The sequence below is a fragment of the Streptomyces sp. NPDC008086 genome (genome assembly GCF_042957325.1).
In the GTDB taxonomy this organism is placed as follows: Bacteria; Actinomycetota; Actinomycetes; order Streptomycetales; family Streptomycetaceae; genus Streptomyces.
Genome location: NZ_JBIBIA010000001.1, coordinates 855,726 through 877,490 on the forward strand (window position 1 = coordinate 855,726; position 21,765 = coordinate 877,490).

A 21,765-nucleotide genomic window follows, 5' to 3' on the forward strand; every position below is an offset into this window, starting at 1 on the left:
CGGGAAAATCCGACCCGCCGAACGGCCTCAAGTGGCGTGGTCGGGTGAGCTGTTGAACACCCTTGCGAGACCACGGGGGGAAGGGCAAAGCGGGCGGCCGTTGATGCTGCGGGGGCGGCACCTTGGCAGAGTGACAGGTGGTACGGCGATGATGTGCCCAGGCCGGTCGTGCGGGCCGTCTCCCGCCACGGACCGAGCACCGGTGTTCTCTGGGAGGGGCGCGGCCCGATGCTGGGAGTGATTGGTCTCGACGAGACGCATGAGTCGGCGTACCGGGCCCTGGTGTCCGTGGGGGCCGCCGACGTGCCCGATCTCGCGCGGCGGCTGACGCTCGGCGAGCACGACACGGAGCGCGCCCTGCGCCGGCTGGAGCGGCACGGCCTCGCGGCGCAGTCCTCGGCCCGTCCCGGCCGCTGGGTCGCCGCCCCGCCCGGCGTGGCGCTGGGCGCGCTGCTCACCCAGCAGCGGCACGAGCTGGAGAAGGCGGAGCTGGCGGCCGCGATGCTCGCCGAGGAGTACCGGGCGGGGATCGCCCAGCCCGCCGTGCACGATCTCGTCGAGGTGGTGATCGGCGCGGCCGCGGTCTCGCAGCGCTTCCTCCAGCTCCGGCTCGGGGCGAGCGAGGAGGTCTGCGCGCTGGTCACCGGCAGTCCGGTCGCCGTCACCGGCATGGAGAACGCCGCCGAGGAGCGGGCCGCCGACCGCGGGGTGCGCTACCGGGCGGTCCTGGAGCGCTCGGTCCTCGACCAGCCGGACGGCGTCACCGAGCTGTCCGCCGCGCTCGGCCGCGAGGAGCAGGTCCGGGTCGTGGACCAGGTCCCGACCAAGCTGGTGATCGCCGACCGTACGATCGCCCTGGTGCCGCTCACCTCGCACACCGCGGAACCGGCCGCGCTCGTCGTCCACGCGAGCGGGCTGCTGGAACTGCTCTCCGGGCTGTTCGAGTCGGTGTGGCGGGAGGCGCTCCCGATACGCCTCGGCACGTCCGGCGTCGCCGAGGAGCAGCCGGACGGGCCCGACGACACCGACCTGGAGGTGCTCTCCCTGCTGCTGGCCGGCCTGACCGACGCGAGCGTGGCCAAGCAGCTGGACCTGGGGCTGCGCACCGTGCAGCGCCGGGTGAAGCGGCTGATGGAGCTGACCGGGGTGACGACCCGGTTGCAGCTGGGGTGGCACGCGTACGAGCGGGGCTGGGTGGCTCGGGGACGGCAGGGGTGACCGGTGCGGCGGCGGGGTGAGCGGGCGTCGTACCTGCGGCGACGACGCTGATCTGCGCATCCTCGCGCGCTCCGGCACTCTGGTCAGATGGGAGTGTGGGACCTCGTGCTGGTCGGCCTGGTCCTCCTGCTCGGCCTCTGCGGAGTGCTGGTGCCCGGCGTGCCGGGGTCGTGGCTGGTGTGGGCCGCGGTCATGTGGTGGGCCGTGCAGGACCCCCAGCCGGTCGCCTGGTGGGTGCTGGTCGGGTCCACCGTCGCGCTGTTCCTCTCCCAGGTGGTGCGCTGGGCGCTGCCGCCGCGCCGACTGCGCCCGAGCTGGGCGGGCCGACGCGTCGTGGTGTACGCCGGAGCGGGCTCGTTCCTGGGCTTCGCCCTGGTCCCCGTGCTCGGCTCGATCCCCGGCTTCATGGCCGGCATCTACCTCGCGGAGCGGCTCCGGCTGGGCCGCCACGGCGACGCGAGGGCCGCGCTGCGGACGGTGATGCGGTCGGGCGGGTCGAGCGTGCTGGCGGAGCTGTTCACCTGCCAGCTGATCGCGGGGGCGTGGGTGGGTGCGGTGATCTGGGGCTGATGATCTCCGGGGGCTGCCCGCGGACCGGGAAGCGGGCCGGGAGACGGACTAAAGGGTGTTGCACAACGCGAAACGATCTTCCAAAGGAGTCTTCGAAGACGCTGTCAGGACGGTGGAAATCAACCCACAACTGGTCAGTTGACCTTGCCCCGAGTGGCCGGATCCCGTCGTGATCGCCGTTGTGCAACACGCTTTAGAAGAGGGACGGTCCCGGCAGCCGGCCCTCCAGGGTGAGCAGCCGCACCTTGCGTTCGAGGCCGCCCGCGTACCCGGTCATGGAGCCGTCGGCGCCGATCACGCGGTGGCAGGGGCGGACGATCAGCAGCGGGTTGGCGCCGATCGCGCCGCCGACGGCCCGTACGGCGGCACGGGAGGCGCCGATCCGCGCGGCGATCTCGCCGTACGTCGTGGTCGCCCCGTAGGGAACGGTGTCGAGGGCGGCCCAGACCCGCTCCCGGAACTCACTGCCACCGGTACTCAACTCCAGCTGGAACTGCTTGAGTTCACCGGCGAAGTAGGCGGCGAGCTGTTCCTCGGCAGCCCGGAAGGGCGCGGGGTCGTGCCGCCAGCCCTCCTGGACGGTGCGGCCGCCCTTCTGACCCGGCACGGAGAGGGAGGTCAGGGCGCCGGTGCCGGGGTCGGCGGTGAGCAGGAGGGGGCCGACGGGGCTGTCGACCTCGGTCCAGGGCGTGGTCGGGACAGTCATGGTTACTCCAACTCCCCTGCTGTGCGCAGGTGTTGCGATGCGTAGGAGCGCCAGGGGCGCCAGCTGTCGGGGGCGTCGACGCCGGGCGGCGCGACGTCCGGGTCGCCGAGGGCGCGGGCCCGGATGACGGCGACGGTACGGGCGTCGACACCGGGCAGCGCGAGCAGCGCCCGCTCCGCCTCGTCCCGGTCGGCGCCGGGGTCCAGCCGTACGGCGCCGTCGGCGAGGGCCGCGGTGAGCGCGCCCAGCGGGCCGTGCGGCTCGGCCTCGGCGAGGACGGCCGCCTCGGGGAACAGATGGGTGAGGCTGCCGCAGGGCGCGTCGAGCGCCTTCCCGTACCGCCGGACCAGCGCCTCGGCCCGCTCGGGCCCCACGAGCGTCCGTACGGCCAGTTCCTCGGCGTCGGCCGCCCCGGGTGAGCGCAGCCCCGGCCGGGCGGCGACCAGCGGGGCGAGCCGGGGGTCGGCGGCGAGCCGCTCGTCGACGGCGTACGGGTCGGCGTCCAGGTCGAACAGCCGCCGCAGCCGGTGGACGGCGGTGGTCAGGTCACGGGGGTCGGTGAGATGCAGACGGGCGTCGAGCCAGCCGCCCGGGTGAGCGGCGCGCGCGTGGCGTCCCGCGCCGCCCGGCCGTTCCCGCACCGCGACGATGGCGGTGCCGTGGGGCAGCCGGAGGGTACGGCGGTGGACGCGGCGGCCGGGTGGGCCGCAGACGTCCTCGACGCCGGGGACGGCCTCGCGGGCCAGCAGGTCGAAGACGGCGCCGGCCTGGTAGGGGCCCCGGTGGGCGAGCCGCAGGGGGATGCCGGCCGACGGGGTGGCCGTACGCCGGGAGGGGCGGCCGGCGGCGGCGCGCAGCTCGCTCGGGGTCGAGGAGTAGACGGCCCGGATCGTGTCGTTGAACTGCCTCACGGAGGCGAAACCGGCCGCGAACGCGATCTCCGTGATCGGCAGCTCGGTGGTCTGGAGCAGTACCCGCGCGGTGTGCGCCCGCTGGGCCCGGGCGAGGGCCACCGGGCCGGCGCCGAGCTCGGCGGTCAGCTGCCGCTGCACCTGCCGGGGGCTGTATCCGAGCCGCCCGGCGAGCCCGGCGACGCCTTCCCGGTCGACGACGCCGTCGCCGATCAGCCGCATGGCCCGCCCGACCGCGTCCGCCCGTACGTTCCACTCGGCGGACCCGGGCACGGCGTCCGGACGGCACCGCCGGCAGGCCCGGAAACCCGAGCCCTGCGCGGCGGCGGCCGTCGCGAAGAACCGCACGTTCGACCGCTTCGGCGTGACCGCCGGGCAGCTGGGGCGGCAGTAGATGCCGGTCGTCTCGACGGCGAAGAAGAACTCGCCGTCGAAACGGGCGTCACGGCTCCGTACGGCCTCGTACCTGGTGTCTTCGTCCATCACGGTGTCCAGTGTCCGCCACCGCGAGAGGTTCGGCTGGCGGAAATCGGACACGGCGCTCGGCTACTCCCAGTGGCCGCGCTTCGCCTGCATCGCCGTCCTCCCCTCGGCGCCCTTGCGCTTCCAGTCCCGCTTGATCTCGGCCCGCAGCCGGGCGTCGGTCTTGGCCACGATCCGCTGGTTCTCCCGCATCAGCTTCCGGTAGCTCTCCATCCGCCGTTCGGGCAGCTCACCGGCGTCGATCGCGGAGCGCACCGCGCACCCCGGCTCGCTGTCGTGGGCGCAGTTGTGGAAGCGGCACCGCTCGGCCAGCGCCTCGATCTCCGAGAACACCTGGCCGACGCCGACCTCGGCGTCCCAGAGGCCGACGCCGCGCAGCCCCGGGGTGTCGATCAGGACGCCGCCGCCCGGCAGGGCGAGCAGATTGCGCGTGGTGGTCGTGTGGCGGCCCTTGCCGTCGACGTCGCGCGCGGCCTGGACCTCCATCACGTCCTCGCCGAGCAGCGCGTTCGCCAGCGTCGACTTGCCCGCCCCGGACTGCCCGAGCAGCACGGACGTACCCCCGGAGACGACCGCGACGAGGACGTCGAGCCCGTCGCCGTCCAGCGCGCTGACGGTCAGCACCGGCACGCCCGGGGCCGTGGTCTCCACGTCCTGCACGAGGTGCGAGAGCGTCACCGCGTCCGGCACGAGGTCGGCCTTGGTGAGCACGACGACGGGCTGCGCGCCGGACTCCCAGGCCAGGGCCAGGAACCGTTCGATACGACCGAGGTCGAGTTCGACGGCCAGCGACACGGCGACGACGGCGTGGTCGACGTTGGCGGCGAGGATCTGCCCCTCGGACCGCTTGGAGGAGGTGGAGCGTACGAAGGCGGTGCGGCGCGGCAGATACGCGCGGATGTACCGCGGGTTCCCGGCCGGTTCGACGGCGACCCAGTCGCCCGTGCACACGACCCGCATCGGGTCGTGCGGGGTGACGAACGCCGTGTCGGCCCGCAGGACACCGTCGGCGGTGACGACGTCGCACTGCCCGCGGTCGACCCGTACGACCCGCCCGGGCAGCAGCCCTTCGGTGTCGTACGGGGTGAACGCGTCGGCCCAGGCGGAGTCCCAGCCGTAGGGAGCCAACGCGGAGAAAACAGAGGTGGAAGTCAACGGGTGACCCTTCACAAGGGTGGCCCCGGCAGCCGCGCACAGGGCGCGGAGAGATGAGGTGTGGTCAGCCGAGGGCCACGGAGGTGGACTTGATGAACCGGATGCGGGCAGCGCTCGTCGCAAAGACAGCCATCGGTCGACACCTCCTCACTCACGTCCGCTCGTCGGCGGCGGCCACCGGCCACCGCCCTGATCTTCCGTCACTCTAGCCCGGCCCGGGGAAGGCCCGTCAAACGTTTTTACGCGCGGTCGTGCTCAGCCGCAGTCGTGCCCGTTCAGCGTGAAGTCGTACGCCGGGGAGTTCTTGCCGTCCCGGGAGGCGAGGAACCCGAAGGCGAGCTCGCCGCCTGCGGTGACCGTCCTGTTGTAGTCCGCGGCGGTGGCGGTGACCCGGTCGCCGTTCTGGGCGAAGCTCGCGTCCCACATCTGGCCGACCTGCTGGCCGTCGCGGAAGGACCAGGCGACGCGCCAGTCGTCGAGGGCGCGTTCGGTGGTGACGGTGATGGTGGCCTGGAAGCCGTCGGGCCATTCGTTGACCAGGTCGTAGTCGACGCTGCACGTCACGGGTTCGCTCGCGGAGGGGTCCGGGTCGTCGTCCGGGCCGGAGGTGGCGGGCGTGGACGACGTGGTGCCCTGCGGTCCGGGGTCCGGCTTCTTCGGGTCGGGCGAGTCCTCGGCGTCGGTGGCGCTGTCCGACGGGCCCGGGGAGTCCTCGGCGGGCCGGGTGGCGGCGGTGACCGGCAGGGTGAAGCCGGGGTCGGCGACGGGCTGGCGGTCGGAGGGGTCACCGGCCGCCGTGCCGCCGTCGCCGGTGGAGCCGGCAGGCATGATCGACACCGCGAGGGCGAGCACGGAGACGAGGACGGCGGCGACGAGGAGGCCGTTGCGTACGACGCGCGCCCTGTGCGCGCCGGGGTTCGGCGGGCCGGCGTCGACCGGGTCGGGGCGGCCGGCGCCGAGGCGCACCTCGGCGGCCCTGCGACGGCGCTCCAGGTAGGCGAGACCGCCCCAGCCGAGCACCCCGCCCGCGAGGGCCGCAGGCAGCCCGGAGCCGTTCAGCCGCAGACAGGCCGCGGCCTCGGCGCACTGGACGCAGGTGGCGAGGTGGCGGGAGAGGTCGCCGGGGGCGTCGGCGCCGGCCGAGCGGGTGACGGCGTCGAGGAGGCGGGCGTAGCTGCGGCAGCGGGCGTCCATCGGGGTGTCGAGGTGGTTGCGCTGGCAGCGGTCCCGGAACAGGCCGCGGACCTGGGTGAGTTCGTCGGACACGGTGGCCGGGTCGAGGCCGAGCCGGCGGGCCACCCCGTGCAGCGGCAGTGCCTCGACCTCGGCCAGCCACAGCAGGGCGGCGTCCGGCTCCTGCATGTCGCGCAGTCCGCGCAGCGCGAGCGGGCGCTGGAGCGGGGGGCCGGTGTAGCGGGCGGCCTTCTCGGAGTTGAGCCACAGGCGGAGGTCGGGGTCGAGCTTGTGGCCCTGTCCGCTCTCCTCCCAGGCGGCCGCCGTGGTGCGTACGGCGGTCAGCAGCAGGGGGATGCGGGGCAGGCGGGGCGGCCGGCGGCCCGCGCCGCGTATGGTGCCGGCGTCGGAGTCGCGGGCCTCGCGTATGCCGGTCGAGAACGCCTCCGTGGCCAGCTGGTTGGCCGCGGCGGAGCCGGCCGTGCACAGGTCGGAGTACGACAGCACGGCGTCCCAGCACTCGGAGAACAGCGCTGCCTCGGTGGCGTCCTGGGGGGTCGGCAGGTCGGGCATGAGTCTCCTGCATCCACATGCGAGGTCAACTCGCCATATTGGCAGTGGAGTTGGGGGGAACCTCGCGGCAGGACATGAGCCTTTCACGTTTCCGACACAACTGACAAGCGTCGTGTTCAGATGTCATGACAGGCCGCGCGCCCGGACAACTCCAGCCACTTGTACGGACGCGGGCCCCGTCTGTCTCACCTACACCGCGGTGGAATTCTCCGCCGCAGTGGAATCCTCCGCCGTCGCGGACTCCCGTGCCGGCAGGCTGTCCATGAAGGAACTGACGGAGAACACCGCGCGGCCGGGGCCGGGCGGGCCGTAGCCGGGGGGCGAGGAGAGGCCGAAGTCGTCCATGGTCTGGCGGTAGGCCTGGAGCAGCCGGATGTGGTACTCCAGCGGCGCGCCCTGGGGGTTGGCCTTGCCGAGCGGGGTCGTGGGCTCGGGGCACCAGGTGGTGAACCGGGGCGTGATGCCCTGGGACATGAAGAAGCGAAGGCCCTCGGTGGTGGACGCGATGGCCTCGTCGACCGTCTTGAACCCGAAGGGCTCGGCCATCTCGACGCCCGCCACGAAGTTGGGGATCACGTTGCGCGCGCCGAAGATCTCCGCCGAGTCCAGGATCCGCTTGTGCCACTCGTCGCGGCCGACGTAGCGCTCCTTGCCCGGGCAGTACATCTTGAAGAGGTACTCGTCCCACACCTCGTAGTTCGGGTGGTAGATCTGGACGCCGTAGTCCTTGAACCGCTGCACGTCGTCGCGCGGCAGCGCCTGCGCGACCACCTTGCCGATCCACCGCCCGGGGAAGCGCTCCTCGATGGCCTTGGCGTAGTGCCCGTAGAAGTCGGCCTCGTCCCGGCCGGAGACGGTCTTGGTGATCGCGCCGCCGGTGAGGGTGTAGGCGGTGGACGCCTTGGCGGTGTCGTACCGGTCGATGATCTCGAGCGCCTCCAGGACCTCCTCGACGTCCTTGACGCCCGTGTACGGTCGCCCGGCCGCCTTGTGCTGGCGCCAGTTGTGGTTGATGTCGCAGTACTGGCACTCCTCCTTGGCGCCGAAGTACTGGCAGACCCGGAAGACGGTCAGGTAGATCAGGTAACCCCACTGGATGGTGGGGGCGACCTCCATGACGGACTTCCCGTTGGCGAGCTTGTGACGGTAGTACTCCGGCATCGGGGGCACGCCGACGTCGGCGATGCGCTTGCCGTCGAGGTAGAGCCCGAGCATGCCGTGGTCGTCCGCCGCGACCCGGTACGGGGACGACGGGTTCACGCGTACGGAGACGACGGTGCGGCGCAGGTCGTACGGGCCGCCGGTGAGGATGATCTCCTCCGGGGGGCGTCGCAGCGCGGCCTCGCCCAGTTCAGGGAGGGTGCCGTGGTCGAAGGAGAAGATGAAGTACGACTTCGGCTTGACCTCGCCGCCCTCGTTGTCGCTGAGGGCGGACGGGTCGAAGGCCACGCCGCCCCGGAGCAGGTCCTCCTTGAAGACGGCTTCCCGCGGAACGTGCGGGAATCGCTCCATCAGATCCTCGACCAGTGCGGTGCGGCTGCCCATCCGTAATCTCCTCCCGGCTCAGGCGTACGACTCCTCACGGTATGCCCCTGGCCGGAGGTGTGCGGCGCCGGGTCCCCTGAACCGGGTGTTCCTCGCCCCCGCCGCCCCTACCCGACCCATCCCAGGGGCTCCGCCCCTTCGACCCCGGCCGGTCGCCCTTCGGGTGCGGGTGGGCGGGGGCTGGTCGCGCCCACGCGGCGGAGCCGCATATCGACACAGCCCCGCGCCCCTTTCTGGGGCTCCGCCCCAGACCCCGCTCCTCAAACGCCGGAGGGGCTGAATTTGCCGGGCCGGGGCTGAATTTTGCCGACCAAGTCTGGATCTTCCAGCCCGTCCGGCGCTCGAGGACGAGACCTCGCCATCCCGAACCCCCACCCACAGGGGGCTACGCCCGCGCAGGCCCTTCCAGCCCGGTCCGGCGCTAGAGGACGAGCCACCACCATCCCGAACCCCCACCCACCCGCAGGGGCTACGCCGGCCCAGGCATCTTCAGCCCGTCCGGCGTTTGAGGACGAGGCCCGGAGGGCCGACCGGTGCGGGTCTGGGGGCGGAGCCCCCAGGGATGGGACGGGTAGGGGCGGCGGGGGCGAGGGAAGGTCATGCTTTTACGCCATGCGTTCCAGTTCGGAGGGGACGATCCCGTGGGCCAACGGCTGGCCGCCGCCGAGCCGTTCCGCCTCCTGGGTGACGGCGAGACCCAGGCGGGAGGCCTCGTTGCCCTGGGAGCCTGCGAGGTGGGGGGTGAGGACGGCGTTCGGCAGGTCGTAGAGGGGGGAGTCGGCGGGGAGGGGCTCGGGTTCGGTGACGTCGAGGATCGCCGAGAGGCGGCCGGTGCGGAGTTCGGCGATCAGCGCGTCGTGGTCGAGCAGACCGCCGCGCGCGGTGTTGATCAGGACCGCGCCGTCGGGCATCAGGGCCAGCTCGCGCGGACCGATGAGGTGGCGGGTCTCCGGGGTCTCGGGGGCGTGGATCGTCACCACGTGCGAGGTACGCAACAGGTCGTCCAAGGCCAGAAGCGGCACGCCCAGCCCGGCGGCACCGGCCTCGTCGACGTACGGGTCGGTGAGGCTCACGCGCAGGTCGAAGGGGTGCAGCAGCTCGATCACACGGCGACCGATCCGCGAGGCCCCGATCACCCCGACCCGGCGCCCGTGGTTGCCGATACCGGGGACGAGCCCCCATCCCGGGAAGGCGCGCTCGGCGCGCAACCGGTCGCGGGCGGCGAAGAGGTCCTTCCCGGCGAGAAGGATCATCGCGAGGGTGTACTCGGCGACCGGCACCGCGTTGGCCGCCGCGGCCGAGCTCACCGCGATCCCCCGCCGCCACAGCTCGGGCGTGGCGAGACCTTTGACCGACCCGGCCGAGTGCAGCACCGCCCGCAGCCCGGGCATGGCGTCGAGGGCGGCCTTGTCGAGGCGGGGACAGCCCCAGCCGGTGACGAGGATCTCGGTGCGGGCGAGCGCGTCCGTCAGACGCGGGTCCGGGTCCGTGAAGTCCTCGGCCACCAGGGCCGGGTCGACGTCCACCGACCGCCGCAGCCGCTGAAGCACCTCCGGCGGGAAGACCTGCGGCACGTTCTCGGCGGACATGGCGAACATGGCGTACGGCCGCTGGGTCAAGGACGTGTCCTCCGGCTCGGCGAGAAGGGGTGAGAAACAGAGGTGAGAAAGCGGTCTCTATAGCGGTCTCCACCGTAGGCAGCCGCGAATGAGAGGGTCAACGCACACGCACTCACCTTGGAGGACGGCGAGGGATGACGGAGACGATCACCAACTGGGCGGGCAACATCACCTACACCGCCAAGGAACTGCACCGCCCGTACTCGCTGGACGCGATCGGCACGCTGGTGGCCGGGAGCTCGAAGGTGCGGGTGCTGGGCAGCGGGCACTCGTTCAACGCGATCGCCGAGCCGGGCCCCGAGGGGCTCCTGTTGTCGATCGCCGGCCTGCCGCCGGTGATCGACGTGGACCGCACGGCCCGTACGGTCCGGGTGTCGGGCGGCGTACGGTACGCCGAGCTCGCCCGCGCGGTCCACGCGCACGGGCTCGCGCTGCCCAACATGGCGTCCCTGCCGCACATCTCGGTGGCCGGCTCGGTCGCCACCGGTACACACGGCTCGGGCGTCGGCAACGGCGCGCTGGCCTCGTCCGTGCGGGAGGTGGAGCTGGTCACGGGCGACGGGACGGTGGTGGTCATCGGGCGGGACGACGCGCGGTTCGGCGGTGCCGTCACCTCGCTGGGGGCCCTCGGTGTCGTCACGGCGCTCACTCTCGGCCTGGAGCCGTCCTTCGACGTCGAGCAGCATGTCTTCACCGAGCTGCCGTTGGAGGGGCTGGATCCGGCGTCGTTCGAGACGGTGATGGCGTCGGCGTACAGCGTGAGCCTGTTCACCGACTGGCGGGCGCCGGGCTTTCGGCAGGTGTGGCTCAAGCGGCGCACCGACCGGCCGCTGCCCGACTTCCCGTGGGCCGCGCCCGCCACCGAGAAGCTGCACCCGGTGCCGGGGATGCCGGCGGTCAACTGCACGGAGCAGTTCGGTGTGCCGGGGCCGTGGCACGAGCGGCTGCCGCACTTCCGGGCGGAGTTCACGCCGAGCAGCGGGGCGGAGCTGCAGTCGGAGTACCTGCTGCCGCGCCGGTACGCCGTGGACGCGCTGCGCGCCATCGACGGGATCCGGGAGACGGTGGCCCCCGTGCTCCAGACCTGCGAGGTGCGGACGGTCGCCGCCGACGACCAGTGGCTGAGCCCCTCGTACGGGCGGGACACGGTGGCGCTGCACTTCACCTGGGTCGAGGACACCGCCGCCGTACTGCCGGTGGTGCGGCGGCTGGAGGAGGCGCTGGACGCCTTCGAGCCGCGGCCGCACTGGGGGAAGGTGTTCATGGTGCCGCCGGAGGTGGTGGGCGGGCGGTATCCGAGGCTGGACGACTTCCGGGCGCTGGCGCGGGAGCTGGACCCGGGTCGGAAATTCGCCAACGCCTTCGTGCAGGACATACTGGGAGAGTGAAGTGCTGGGAGACTTCGTAAACCCCCTTTCCTAACCCCTTGTCGAAAGTCTCCGCACGCCATAGCCTTGCGCCGCGCCGGTGCCGACGACGACCCGGCTGAGCGAAGGGACGGGGGACACGCCCGGTGAAGCGCACATCACGCGACATCCGCACCGCCAACCGCTACGAGGTGCTGCGCCAGATCATCGCCGCGTCGCCGACCTCCCGGCAGGAGCTGGCGGCCGCCACCGGGCTCAGTCTCGCAACGGTCGCCACCCTCGTGGGCGAGCTGCTCGACCTCCGGATGATCACGGAGGTCGGGTTCGAGGACTCGGCCGGCGGCCGCCCCCGCGGGCTCGTGGCCGTCAACGCGTCCGGCGGCGCCCTGATCGGCGTCGACATCGCGGAGACGTACGTCCATGTCGAGCTGTTCGACCTCGGGCTGAATGTGCTGGCCCGCGCTGAGGAGGACGTCCGCCCGGGTGAGAGCCTCCCCGAGCAGGTGGTGGGGCATGTCGCAGCCGCCGTCGGCTCGGTGGTGGCGCAGGCAGGCATCGAGGGCGCCCGCGTCCTCGGCGTCGGCGTGAGCGTGCCGGGGCAGGTGGACCGGGCCACCGGCATCTCCGAGTACGCGCCCAACTGGGACTGGCACGACGTGCCGCTGCTGGAGCTGCTCACCGAGCACATCGCCTACCCGCTGTACCTGGACAACCCGTTGCGGGCCAGCGCGGTGGCCGAGCTGTGGTTCGGGGCGGCACGCGGGAGCGGGGACGCCGTGGTGGTCAACCTCGGCACCGGCGTGGGCGCCGGCCTGGTCCTGGGCGGCGGGCTGCACCGGGGTGTCAGCAACAGCGCCGGCGAGTGGGGGCACACCACGATCGTGCTGGACGGCCGGCTGTGCCGGTGCGGCAGGCACGGCTGTGTGGAGGCCTACGTCGGCGCGTCCGGGATCATGCTGACCCTGCGGGAGCTGAGCGCGGACAGCGCGCTGCTGCACCCGGAGGACCAGACAGCCACCATCGACGCGCTCGCCCGGGGACTGCGGGGACGCGATCCGGTGGCGCTCAAGGCGCTTCGCGACACCGTCCGTTACCTCGGCGCCGGCATCGCGGACCTGGTCAACCTGTTCAACCCTGAGGTGGTCGTGCTCAGCAGCTGGGTCGCGGCCGCCCTGGGCGAACCCCTGGTCACCGAGGTGCGCGAGGCGGTCGCCCGGCACGCGCTGCCCCGGCCGATGGCCGCCACCCGGATCGTCCTGTCCCCGATCCCCACCGACCCGGTGTGCCTCGGCGCGGCCACGTTCGCGCTCGAGGGCGCCTTGCAGTCCGTGGGACAGAGGCAGGCAAAGCGGACCGCCGCGCCCGCCCGGAGCCGTACCGCACCGTCTCCCTAGCCCCCCGTCACGTCCGGCATGCCGAACGTTGCACAACGCTTCGCACAGACTTCGTCCAACCCCTTGCCGAAGCCTTAGCCGAAGGTTAACGTCCCGCACCGCAACCCCCTTTGAGCCAACTGGCGCTGAGCCGCTCCAGCCACAGGCAACGGGCGCAGAGCCGCAAGCCGTACTCGAGACAAGGACGTCAGCATGTCGGCATTGAGCAACAGGAACTTCGACCGCCGCACCGCACTGAGGGCCGCGCTCGGACTGGCCGCCGCCGGCGGACTCGCCGCGTGCGGCGGCAACAACGGCCGCGGTGGCGGGTCCGGTTCGGGCACGAACCTCGTGCAGATGTTCCACGCCTACGGCGAGGCGGGCACCGAGCAGGCCATCAAGCGGTACGCGAAGGCGTACAAGGAAGCCAACGTGACCACGCAGTGGATCACCAGCGCGGACTTCGAGAGCAAGCTCTTCTCGGCCCTGCTCACCGACAACGCCCCGGACCTCTTCGAGTTCCACCCGCAGATCCAGATGGTCAAGAGCGGGCAGGTGGCGGACCTGACCGACATCATCGACCCGGTCAAGGACGACTTCAACCCGGCCGACATCAAGTCGCACACGGTCGACGGGAAGATATACGGCGTCCGGATGATCGACGACCCGCAGTTCTTCTTTTACCGCAAGTCGATGCTGGAGAAGGCCAAGGTCGAGGTGCCGACCACGCTCGACGAGCTGATGGAGGCCGCCGCCAAGCTCACCACCGGCAAGGTCAAGGGCCTGTACATGGGCAACGACCTGCACAGCGTCAACGACACGTTGATCTGGTCGGCGGGTGCCCAGCACCTCGACGAGAAGAACCAGATCGCCTACCACACGGACGGTGTCGTCGAGGGTCTGAAGAAGATGCGCACGCTGTTCACCAGCGGCGACCTCCTCCTCGGCGCCCCGACCGAGTCCTGGGACCCCTCCTCGTTCAACCAGGGTCTGTGCGCCATCCAGTTCTGCGGCATGTGGGCGATGCCGGCGATCCAGGACGCGCTCGGCGACGACTGGGGTGTCTTCCCCTTCCCGAAGGTCACGGACGACGGCAAGCAGTCGGTCTACAACGGCGGCTGGTCGATGTTCGTCAACGCCAAGGGCAAGAACGTCGACGCGGCCAAGGAGTACGTCAAGTGGCTGTGGATCGACCAGAAGGAGTACCAGGAGGACTGGGCCACCTCCTACGGCTTCCACATCCCGCCGCGCGCGTCGCTCGCCAAGGAGGCGGACAAGCTCAAGTCGGGCAACGCCGCTGAGGGCGTCCGCCTCTTCAACGAGTTCGGGCACTTCGACAACATCGGCTGGACCCAGGCCATGCGTACCGCCTTCGAGGACGTCTTCGCCAACGCCGTCCGCAAGAACATGGACCCGGAGAAGGCACTCGACAGGTGCGACACGGCCGTCAACCGCGAGCTCAAGAAGCTGTTCGGATAGGCCGCGGGACGGACCACGACATGTCGACGACCACCAAGCTCGACCTCGCGAGCCCCGCCTCGGCGAAGGCCTCCTCGGCCAAGCCGCGGCGGGGTCTGCGGGGCAGCCCCACCTTCACCTTCTGGCTCTTCACCGGGCCGTTCCTGATCGGTCTGGCGATCTTCGTCTACGCGCCGATCCTCTGGAGCCTCTGGCTGAGCTTCTTCGAGGCCCGCTTCACCGTCACCCCGGACAAGTTCGTCGGGTTCGACAACTACAAGTACATGCTGACGAACGACGACTTCGTCGGCTCCCTCGGCACCTTCACCGTCTTCGCCGCGTTCATCGTGCCCACCACCTGGGCGCTCTCGCTGGGCCTCGCCCTGCTGGTGAACCGGATGCGCTTCATGCGGGCGTTCTTCCGCTCGGTCTTCTTCCTGCCCACCGCGGTCAGTTATGTCGCCGCGTCGCTCATCTGGAAGATGTCCATTTTCAGCGGCGTCCGCTTCGGCCTGATGAACACGGTCCTCGGCTGGTTCGGGATCGAGAACATCGCCTGGCTGATCGACCCCAACCCGCCCTGGTACTGGCTGGTCATCGTGACCGCCCGGCTGTGGCTGCAGTCCGGCTTCTACATGATCCTGTTCATCGCCGCGCTGCAGAACATCCCGGAGGAGCTGTACGAGGCCGCCGCCATCGACGGCGCCAAGTCGGGTTGGCAGACCTTCTGGCACATCACGCTGCCCCAGCTGCGGGCCACGTCCACCGCGGTGATCCTGCTGCTGCTCGTCGCCGCCTACCAGGCCTTCGACGAGTTCTTCAACCTGCTGTCGAAGACCACCTGGGGCCGCCCGCCCCTCATGGAGCTGTACTACAAGGCCCTGGGCGAGAGCCAGGACTACGGCGCCGGCAGCGCGGGCGCACTCATTCTGACCGTGCTGATCTGTGCCGTGACCCTGCTCCAGGGCAAGATCATGGGCTTCGGAAGGGGGGACGAGTCCAAGTGACCACCACCATCCCCAAGGTGCGCAAGTCCGCACCGAAGTCGGAACCACCCAGCCGCGTCAGGCGCGGTAACGGCGTGATGAGCTCCACCGGGCTCTACATCGCCACGGGCGTCGCCGCCTTCCTCTTCCTGATCCCGTTCTACATCCTCGTCCGCAACGCCCTCTCCACCGACGCCGAGATCACCGGCGAGACCTGGAAGTTCTTCCCCACGGACATCCAGTGGGGCAACATCAGCGAGCTCTTCGGCGACGAGACGGTCCCCTTCGCCCAGTCCCTGTGGAACTCGGCGGTGGTGGCCACCCTGCACACCGTCGGCGTCCTGCTGGTGTGCTCCCTCGCGGGCTACGGCCTCGCCCGTATCCCGTACAAGCACGCGAACAAGGTGTTCTACGCCGTCCTGGGCACCCTGATGGTCCCGACCGCGGTCACCTTCGTGCCGAGCTTCGTGCTGGTCTCCTCGCTGGGCTGGGTGGACACCTACCGGGGCCTGATCATCCCGGGCCTGTTCAGTGGTTTCACCTGCTTCCTCTTTCGGCAGTACTTCCTGGGGTTCCCCAAGGAACTGGAGGAGGCGGCACGCATGGACGGCCTGGGCTACTGGGGCGCGTACTGGCGTGTCGTCGTACCCAACTCGCTGAACTTCTTCGCCGCGATGGCGACCATCACCTTCATCGCGGGCTGGAACGCCTTCCTGTGGCCGCTGGTCATCGGGCAGGACCCCAGTTCGTGGACCGTGCAGGTCGCGCTGTCCAGCTATATGACCAACCAGACCGTCGTCTTCCACATGATCTTCATGGCGACGGCCGTTTCCATCCTGCCCCTGGTGTTCGTGTTCCTCTTCCTCCAGCGCTGGCTGGTGCAGGGGATCGCACAGACCGGCATCAAGGGCTGACGCCTTTCTCTCAAGAGCTGGAGACCGATGTCTTTCCGCACCACCCCCTCCGTCGACTACGTCGAGGACGTCTCGCCCGGCACCGGGGCCCTCGCGCCCCGCGCCTGGTACGCCGCCTCGGACGCGCGGTCCCTGTCCCTGAACGGCAGCTGGCGGTTCCGGCTGTCAGCGACCGCCGACGCCGAGGACGACTCGTTCGCCGCCGAGGGGTACGACGCCGGGGACTGGGCCGAGGTCACGGTCCCCGGCCACTGGGTCCTGCAGGGCGACGGCGCGTTCGGGTCGCCCATCTACACCAACCACCTCTACCCCTTCCCGGTCGACCCGCCGCACGTGCCGACGGAGAACCCGACCGGTGACCACGTGCGGGTCTTCGACCTGCCCGCGGACTGGCCGGCCGACGGCGGTGCCGTCCTGCGCTTCGACGGTGTCGAGTCCTGTGCCCGGGTCTGGCTGAACGGCACGGAGCTCGGCGAGTTCAAGGGCTCCCGGCTGCCGCACGAGTTCGCGGTCTCCGAGCTGCTCAAGCCGGCCGGGAACGTGCTCGCCGTCCGCGTGCACCAGTGGTCGGCGGGCTCCTACCTGGAGGACCAGGACCAGTGGTGGCTGCCGGGCATCTTCCGTGACGTCACCCTGCTGCACCGTCCGACGGGCAGCGCGGGCGACTTCTTCGTGCACGCCTCCTACGACCACACCACGGGCGAGGGCACCCTGCGCGTCGACTCCGACGTCGACGGGCGGGTGTCCGTGCCCGCCCTCGACATCGATGTCGCGACCGGCGAGCCGGTGACGGTCGCGGTCGAGCCGTGGTCGGCGGAGTCGCCGAAGCTGTACGACGGCGAGCTGGTCACGGCCGGCGAGCGGGTGCCGCTGCGGATCGGCTTCCGTACGGTCGTCCTGGAGGACGGCCTGGTCAAGGTCAACGGCAAGGCGATCCTCTTCAAGGGTGTCAACCGGCACGAGTGGCACCCCGAGAAGGGCCGCGCGCTGGACCTGGAGACCATGCGCGAGGACGTCCTGCTGATGAAGCGGCACAACCTCAACGCGGTGCGCACCTCGCACTACCCGCCGCACCCGGCCTTCCTGGACCTGTGCGACGAGTACGGCCTGTGGGTCATCGACGAGTGCGACCTGGAGACCCACGGCTTCACCGAGCAGGCATGGCGGGACAACCCCGTCGACGACGACCGCTGGACCCCGGCCCTGCTGGACCGCGCCGCCCGGATGGTCGAGCGGGACAAGAACCACCCGTCGATCGTGTTCTGGTCCCTCGGCAACGAGGCGGGCACCGGGCGCGGCCTGACCGCCATGGCCGAGTGGATCCACGGCCGGGACCCCGAGCGGCTCGTGCACTACGAGGGCGACTGGGACTGCCGGGACACCGACGTGTACTCGCGGATGTACGCCTCCCACGAGGAGGTCGAGCGCATCGGGCAGAGCCTGGACGGCGGAACGCGCAAGAGGCGTGAACTGCCCTTCATCCAGTGCGAGTACGGGCACGCCATGGGCAACGGCCCGGGCGGGATCGCCGACTACCAGCAGATCTTCGAGCGGTACGAGCGCCTCCAGGGCGGCTTCATCTGGGAGTGGATCGACCACGGCGTCAAGCACCCGGAGCTGGGCTATGCCTACGGCGGTGACTTCGGCGAGGAGCTGCACGACGGCAACTTCGTCTGCGACGGGCTGATCTTCCCGGACCGGACGCCGTCGCCGGGGCTCGTCGAGTACAAGAAGGTGATCGAGCCCATCCGGATCGACGGCGACGGCGCGGACGGCACGGTGCGCGTGACGAACGCGTACGACTTCGGCGATCTCTCGCACCTCCGGTTCGAGTTCTCGTATCAGGTGGACGGATTCCCCACCGGGGCGCACACACTCGCCGTGCCGCCGCTCGCACCGGGAGAGTCGGCGGAGGTCAAGCTGCCGGCTGCCGCGCCCGACGGCGACGGCGACGAGGTCCAGTGGACGGTCCGCGCGCTGCTCGCCGAGGACACCCCTTGGGCGGGCGAGGGCCATGAGGTGGCGTGGGCACAGCGGACGGTCGCGCCGCGCGCTGCCCTCCCGGCCGCCACCGGTGCCGGGCCCACGGCCGACGGCGACCGGATCACGCTCGGCCCGGCCACGTTCGACGCCCGCAGCGGTGCCCTGCGGTCCATCGGCGGGGTGGACGTCACCGGGCTGCGCCTGGACGTGTGGCGCGCCACCACCGACAACGACGAGGGTGCGTCCTGGCAGGACGACACCCGGTGGGGCGTGCTGTGGCGGCAGCTGGGCCTGCACCGCATGCGCCACCGGATCGAGGGTGTGGAGTCGGACGGCGACGCGCTGATCGTCCGGACCCGGGTGGCGCCCGCCGCCCGGGAGGTGGGCCTGCGCACCGTGTACCGGTGGACGTCCGACGGCACGCGCGTGCGGCTCACCGTCTCGGTCACTCCGGAGGGCGACTGGAAGGTGCCGCTGCCCCGGCTCGGCGTCCGCTTCGGGCTGCCGGCTGCGTCCACGGACTCTGCGTCCTGGTTCGGCAGCGGTGGTGAGGCGTACCCCGACACCAAGGCCGCGGCGAAGCTGCTGCAATGGGACGCGAGCATCGAGGAGCTCCAGACGCCGTACGTCCGCCCGCAGGAGAACGGCGCCCGTGCCGACGTCCGCTGGGTGGAGCTCGGCGGGCTGCGGATCGACGGCGCCCCGGAGTTCTGGTTCAGCGCCCGCCGCTGGACCAACGAGCAGCTGGACGCCGCCCGGCACCTGACCGACCTCACGCCGGGCGACACGGTCTGGGTGAACCTCGACCACGGCCAGCACGGCATCGGCTCGCAGTCCTGCGGTCCGGGCCCGCTGCCGCAGTACTTCCTGAAGGCCGAGCCCACCGAGTTCTCGTTCGTGTTTTCGATCCCCGAGTGAGAAGCCACGGTGAGAAAACTGCAAATCGATTGACCGATTGATCGACTTTCCGACAGCGTTCAGAGGGTCGTGTGCGGCCGGTCGGCAGCGATGCCGGCCGGCCGCGCTCTGCGTGCACAGCAAGGGAGTTGATGCCACTTGATTGGCAGTATCGAGGTTCGCGGTCTGTCCCGAACCTTCCACACCACCGTCCGCCGCCCCGGCTTCGCCGGTGCGCTGCGCTCTCTGGTCAACCCGGAGAAGGTCGCCAAGCACGCGGTCTGTGACGTGTCGTTCTCCGTAGCCGGCGGCGAACTCCTCGCCCTGCTCGGCCCGAACGGCGCCGGCAAGTCCACCACCATCAAGATGCTCACCGGCATCCTCACCCCGACCGCGGGCGAGGCCCGGGTCGCCGGGGTCGTGCCGTACGAGGAACGGGAGCGCAACGCCCGGAACATCGGCACCGTGTTCGGGCAGCGCACCCAGCTGTGGTGGGACCTCCCGGTACGCGAGTCGTTCGCGATCCTGCGGGACATCTACGAGGTGCCCAGGGCCGAACACGGGGCGCGACTGCGGGAGTTCGACGACCTCCTCGACCTGTCGTCCTTCTGGGACACCCGGGTCCGCCACCTCTCGCTCGGCCAGCGCGTGCGCTCCGACCTGGCGGCCGCTCTGCTGCACGACCCGCCGGTCGTCTTCCTCGACGAACCCACCATCGGCATGGACGTGGTGGTGAAGGAGCAGGTGCGGGAGTTCCTGCGGCACCAGGTGGAGCAGCGCGGCCGTACGGTGCTGCTCACCACCCATGACATGACGGAGGTCGAGCGGCTCGCCGAGCGGGTCGTGCTGATCAACCACGGCCGGCTCGTGCTGGACGGCACGCTCGACGAGATCCGCCGTGAGTTCGGCTCGACCTGGCAGGTGCGGGTGACGCTCGCCGACCCGCACACCGAGGTCGGCTCCCTGCCCGGGATCGCGCTGCTGCGCCGGGAGGGCCCGAAGGCGGTCTTCGGTCCGGACGGCGCCGACGCGCCGACGGTGCACCAGGCGTTGAAGCGGGTGATCGAGCGGTACGAGGTGACGGACCTGGCGCTCGACGAGGCGGACCTGGAGGACGTGATGCGGGCCGCGTACGTGCATGCCGAGACCGTGGCAGAAGGAGCCTGAGATGGCGTCCGTACTGCACGGCTGGCGCGCCGCCCGCGTCACGCCGCTCGGCGAACTGCACACGCCGCCCCGGATGACGGCCGTCCTGCTCCGGCTGACCGTCCAGGTGGTCCTGGTGGCGTCGCTGTGGCGCGGCCTCTACTCCCACACCGGCACCACGGCCGGGCTGACCCGGGACCAGGCGGTCACGTACGCCGTCCTGGCCGTACTGGCCTCCCGGTTGCGGGAGCTGGACCAGTACGCGGGCCGGGACACGGTGCTGCAGCACATGCACTTCGGCACGATCGTCTACTGGTACCTGCGTCCGCTGCCGCCCCAGCGCTACTACGCCGTGCGCGCCCTCGGCGAGCAGTTGTACGGGCTGGTGTGGGCGCTGTTCGGATACGTGGTCTGCCTGGCCGCGGGGGTGGTGGAACCACCCGGGTCGGCGGCCGTGGCAGGGGTGTTCGCCGTGAGCATGCTGCTGGGCCAGTGGGTCCTGTACTACGTCATGCTGCTGCTGGACCAGATGTGCTTCTTCACCATCCGCAACAACTCCGCGATGCTGATCCTGATCTTCGCGCAGAACCTGCTGTCGGGGGTGTACGCGCCGCTGTGGTTCTTCCCTGACTGGTTCATCACGGTCAGCGGCTTCCTGCCCTTCCAGGCGACGCTGAGCGTGCCGCTGTCGATCTACGTGGGGCGGATCGAACTGTCCGACGCGGGAGCCCAGTTGGCCGTCCAGGCCGCCTGGGTGGTGCTGCTGGCGCTGTTCACCCGGTGGGTGTGGCGGCGGGCCGCGCGACGCGTGATCTCGCAGGGAGGCTGAGATGACGTCGAAAGCCGTGAAGTCCCTGCGTCTCGTCTGGCGCATCTCGCTGCTCAACGTCCGCTCCTCGATGGAGTACCGCACCGAGTTCCTGCTGAACATCGCGATCGGCGCGATCTGGCAGATGTCGGTGATCGTGTTCGCGACGGTGCTGCTGGCCCGGTTCACCGGGATGGGTGGCTGGGAGAGCTCGGACGTGCTGCTGATCCCGGCGGTCCGGATGCTCGCGCACGGGTTGTTCGTGCTGTTCCTGGGCCGGATGCACTTCATCGGCCGCCAGGTCCAGGAGGGGCGGATCGACATCTATCTGCTCCGCCCGATGCCGGTGCACCGCCAGGTCCAGCTCGCCTACTTCCCGACCAACGCGATCGGTGACCTGACGGTCGCGGCGGGCCTGATGGCGGGCGCGCTCAGCCGCAGCACCCTGGACTGGTCGGCGGGCCGCGTCTCGTACCTGATCGCCGCGGTGATCGGCGGGATGCTCCTGGAGGCGGCCCTGTTCACCGCGGTGGCCGCCGCCTGCCTGCGCTATCCCGCCGCCGACTACTGGGGCCGCTGGCTGGAGGAGCTCCTCGGCACCTTCGGCAGCTATCCGCTGAACGTCCTGCCGAAGGCGGTAGGCGGATTCCTCACCTTCGCCCTCCCCCTCGCGTTCGTCGCGTACTTCCCGGCCGCGGTCCTCACGGGCCACGACACGTCCGTCCCTTACTGGCTGGCGGCGTCCTCGCCCCTGCTGGGGCTGGTGGCGTATCTGGGGGCTCGGTGGCTGTGGCGGTGGGCGTTGGGGCACTACTCGGGGGTGAACGGATGACGCTCGCCCCACCCCGCTGAGGCGGCGGCGAGGCACCCGTGCACCCCC

The 21,765-nt window shown here is 71.0% G+C and carries 17 protein-coding genes; 11 read left to right on the forward strand and 6 right to left on the reverse strand.

What is annotated here, in order from left to right:
• Window positions 1-228: 228 nt before the first annotated feature.
• Both ACFZBP_RS03700 and ACFZBP_RS03705 read left to right on the forward strand, forming a co-directional pair.
• Window positions 229-1,218, forward strand: coding sequence for a helix-turn-helix domain-containing protein (locus ACFZBP_RS03700; RefSeq protein WP_383446490.1), 990 nt, complete (start codon window positions 229-231; stop codon window positions 1,216-1,218).
• A gap of 87 nt (window positions 1,219-1,305) precedes the next feature.
• Window positions 1,306-1,788, forward strand: a complete 483-nt coding sequence (locus ACFZBP_RS03705) for a DUF456 family protein (RefSeq protein WP_391409622.1) — start codon at window positions 1,306-1,308, stop codon at window positions 1,786-1,788.
• Between the two features lie 193 nt (window positions 1,789-1,981).
• On the opposite strand, the gene ACFZBP_RS03710 is transcribed toward ACFZBP_RS03705, so the two are convergent.
• The 6 genes from ACFZBP_RS03710 to ACFZBP_RS03735 form a co-directional block, all read right to left on the reverse strand.
• Complete coding sequence (locus ACFZBP_RS03710; RefSeq protein WP_391409623.1) at window positions 1,982-2,494, reverse strand: methylated-DNA--[protein]-cysteine S-methyltransferase; 513 nt, start codon at window positions 2,492-2,494, stop codon at window positions 1,982-1,984.
• Between the two features lie 2 nt (window positions 2,495-2,496).
• Window positions 2,497-3,888: an AlkA N-terminal domain-containing protein gene (locus tag ACFZBP_RS03715; RefSeq protein ID WP_391410346.1), complete on the reverse strand. Its 1,392-nt coding sequence runs from the start codon at window positions 3,886-3,888 to the stop codon at window positions 2,497-2,499.
• Window positions 3,889-3,951: 63 nt separating this feature from the next.
• The gene (gene rsgA / locus ACFZBP_RS03720) at window positions 3,952-5,043 is read right to left on the reverse strand and encodes a ribosome small subunit-dependent GTPase A (protein WP_391409624.1); all 1,092 of its coding nucleotides are present in this window, start codon (window positions 5,041-5,043) and stop codon (window positions 3,952-3,954) included.
• A 255-nt stretch (window positions 5,044-5,298) separates the two neighbouring features.
• Window positions 5,299-6,789: a cellulose binding domain-containing protein gene (locus ACFZBP_RS03725; protein ID WP_391409625.1), complete on the reverse strand. Its 1,491-nt coding sequence runs from the start codon at window positions 6,787-6,789 to the stop codon at window positions 5,299-5,301.
• Between the two features lie 189 nt (window positions 6,790-6,978).
• Window positions 6,979-8,334: a radical SAM protein gene (locus ACFZBP_RS03730; protein WP_383446473.1), complete on the reverse strand. Its 1,356-nt coding sequence runs from the start codon at window positions 8,332-8,334 to the stop codon at window positions 6,979-6,981.
• 605 nt (window positions 8,335-8,939) lie between these two features.
• Window positions 8,940-9,953, reverse strand: coding sequence for an NAD(P)-dependent oxidoreductase (locus tag ACFZBP_RS03735; RefSeq protein WP_391409626.1), 1,014 nt, complete (start codon window positions 9,951-9,953; stop codon window positions 8,940-8,942).
• 134 nt (window positions 9,954-10,087) lie between these two features.
• Here ACFZBP_RS03735 and ACFZBP_RS03740 point away from each other — a divergent pair, with 134 nt between their 5' ends.
• The 9 genes from ACFZBP_RS03740 to ACFZBP_RS03780 all read left to right on the forward strand — a co-directional run bounded on the left by ACFZBP_RS03740 (window position 10,088) and on the right by ACFZBP_RS03780 (window position 21,717).
• Window positions 10,088-11,341 carry an FAD-binding protein gene (locus ACFZBP_RS03740; RefSeq protein WP_391409627.1) on the forward strand — a complete coding sequence of 418 codons (1,254 nt, stop codon included), beginning with the start codon at window positions 10,088-10,090 and terminating at the stop codon, window positions 11,339-11,341.
• A 125-nt stretch (window positions 11,342-11,466) separates the two neighbouring features.
• Window positions 11,467-12,714: an ROK family protein gene (locus ACFZBP_RS03745; protein WP_391409628.1), complete on the forward strand. Its 1,248-nt coding sequence runs from the start codon at window positions 11,467-11,469 to the stop codon at window positions 12,712-12,714.
• A gap of 192 nt (window positions 12,715-12,906) precedes the next feature.
• Window positions 12,907-14,172 (forward strand): extracellular solute-binding protein, encoded by a 1,266-nt coding sequence (locus tag ACFZBP_RS03750; RefSeq protein ID WP_391409629.1) that lies wholly within the window; start codon window positions 12,907-12,909, stop codon window positions 14,170-14,172.
• 20 nt (window positions 14,173-14,192) lie between these two features.
• A complete protein-coding gene (locus tag ACFZBP_RS03755) occupies window positions 14,193-15,158 on the forward strand; it encodes an ABC transporter permease subunit (protein ID WP_391409630.1) in 966 nt (321 codons plus the stop codon).
• Complete coding sequence (locus ACFZBP_RS03760) at window positions 15,155-16,051, forward strand: ABC transporter permease subunit (protein WP_391409631.1); 897 nt, start codon at window positions 15,155-15,157, stop codon at window positions 16,049-16,051. Before ACFZBP_RS03755 ends, ACFZBP_RS03760 begins: the two co-directional genes overlap by 4 nt.
• Before the next feature lie 27 nt (window positions 16,052-16,078).
• A complete protein-coding gene (locus ACFZBP_RS03765; protein ID WP_391409632.1) occupies window positions 16,079-18,952 on the forward strand; it encodes a glycoside hydrolase family 2 TIM barrel-domain containing protein in 2,874 nt (957 codons plus the stop codon).
• 138 nt (window positions 18,953-19,090) lie between these two features.
• Window positions 19,091-20,098, forward strand: coding sequence for an ATP-binding cassette domain-containing protein (locus ACFZBP_RS03770; protein WP_391409633.1), 1,008 nt, complete (start codon window positions 19,091-19,093; stop codon window positions 20,096-20,098).
• A 1-nt stretch (window position 20,099) separates the two neighbouring features.
• Window positions 20,100-20,906 carry an ABC-2 family transporter protein gene (locus ACFZBP_RS03775; RefSeq protein WP_391409634.1) on the forward strand — a complete coding sequence of 269 codons (807 nt, stop codon included), beginning with the start codon at window positions 20,100-20,102 and terminating at the stop codon, window positions 20,904-20,906.
• A gap of 1 nt (window position 20,907) precedes the next feature.
• Window positions 20,908-21,717, forward strand: a complete 810-nt coding sequence (locus tag ACFZBP_RS03780) for an ABC transporter permease (protein ID WP_383446441.1) — start codon at window positions 20,908-20,910, stop codon at window positions 21,715-21,717.
• Window positions 21,718-21,765 lie beyond the last annotated feature (48 nt).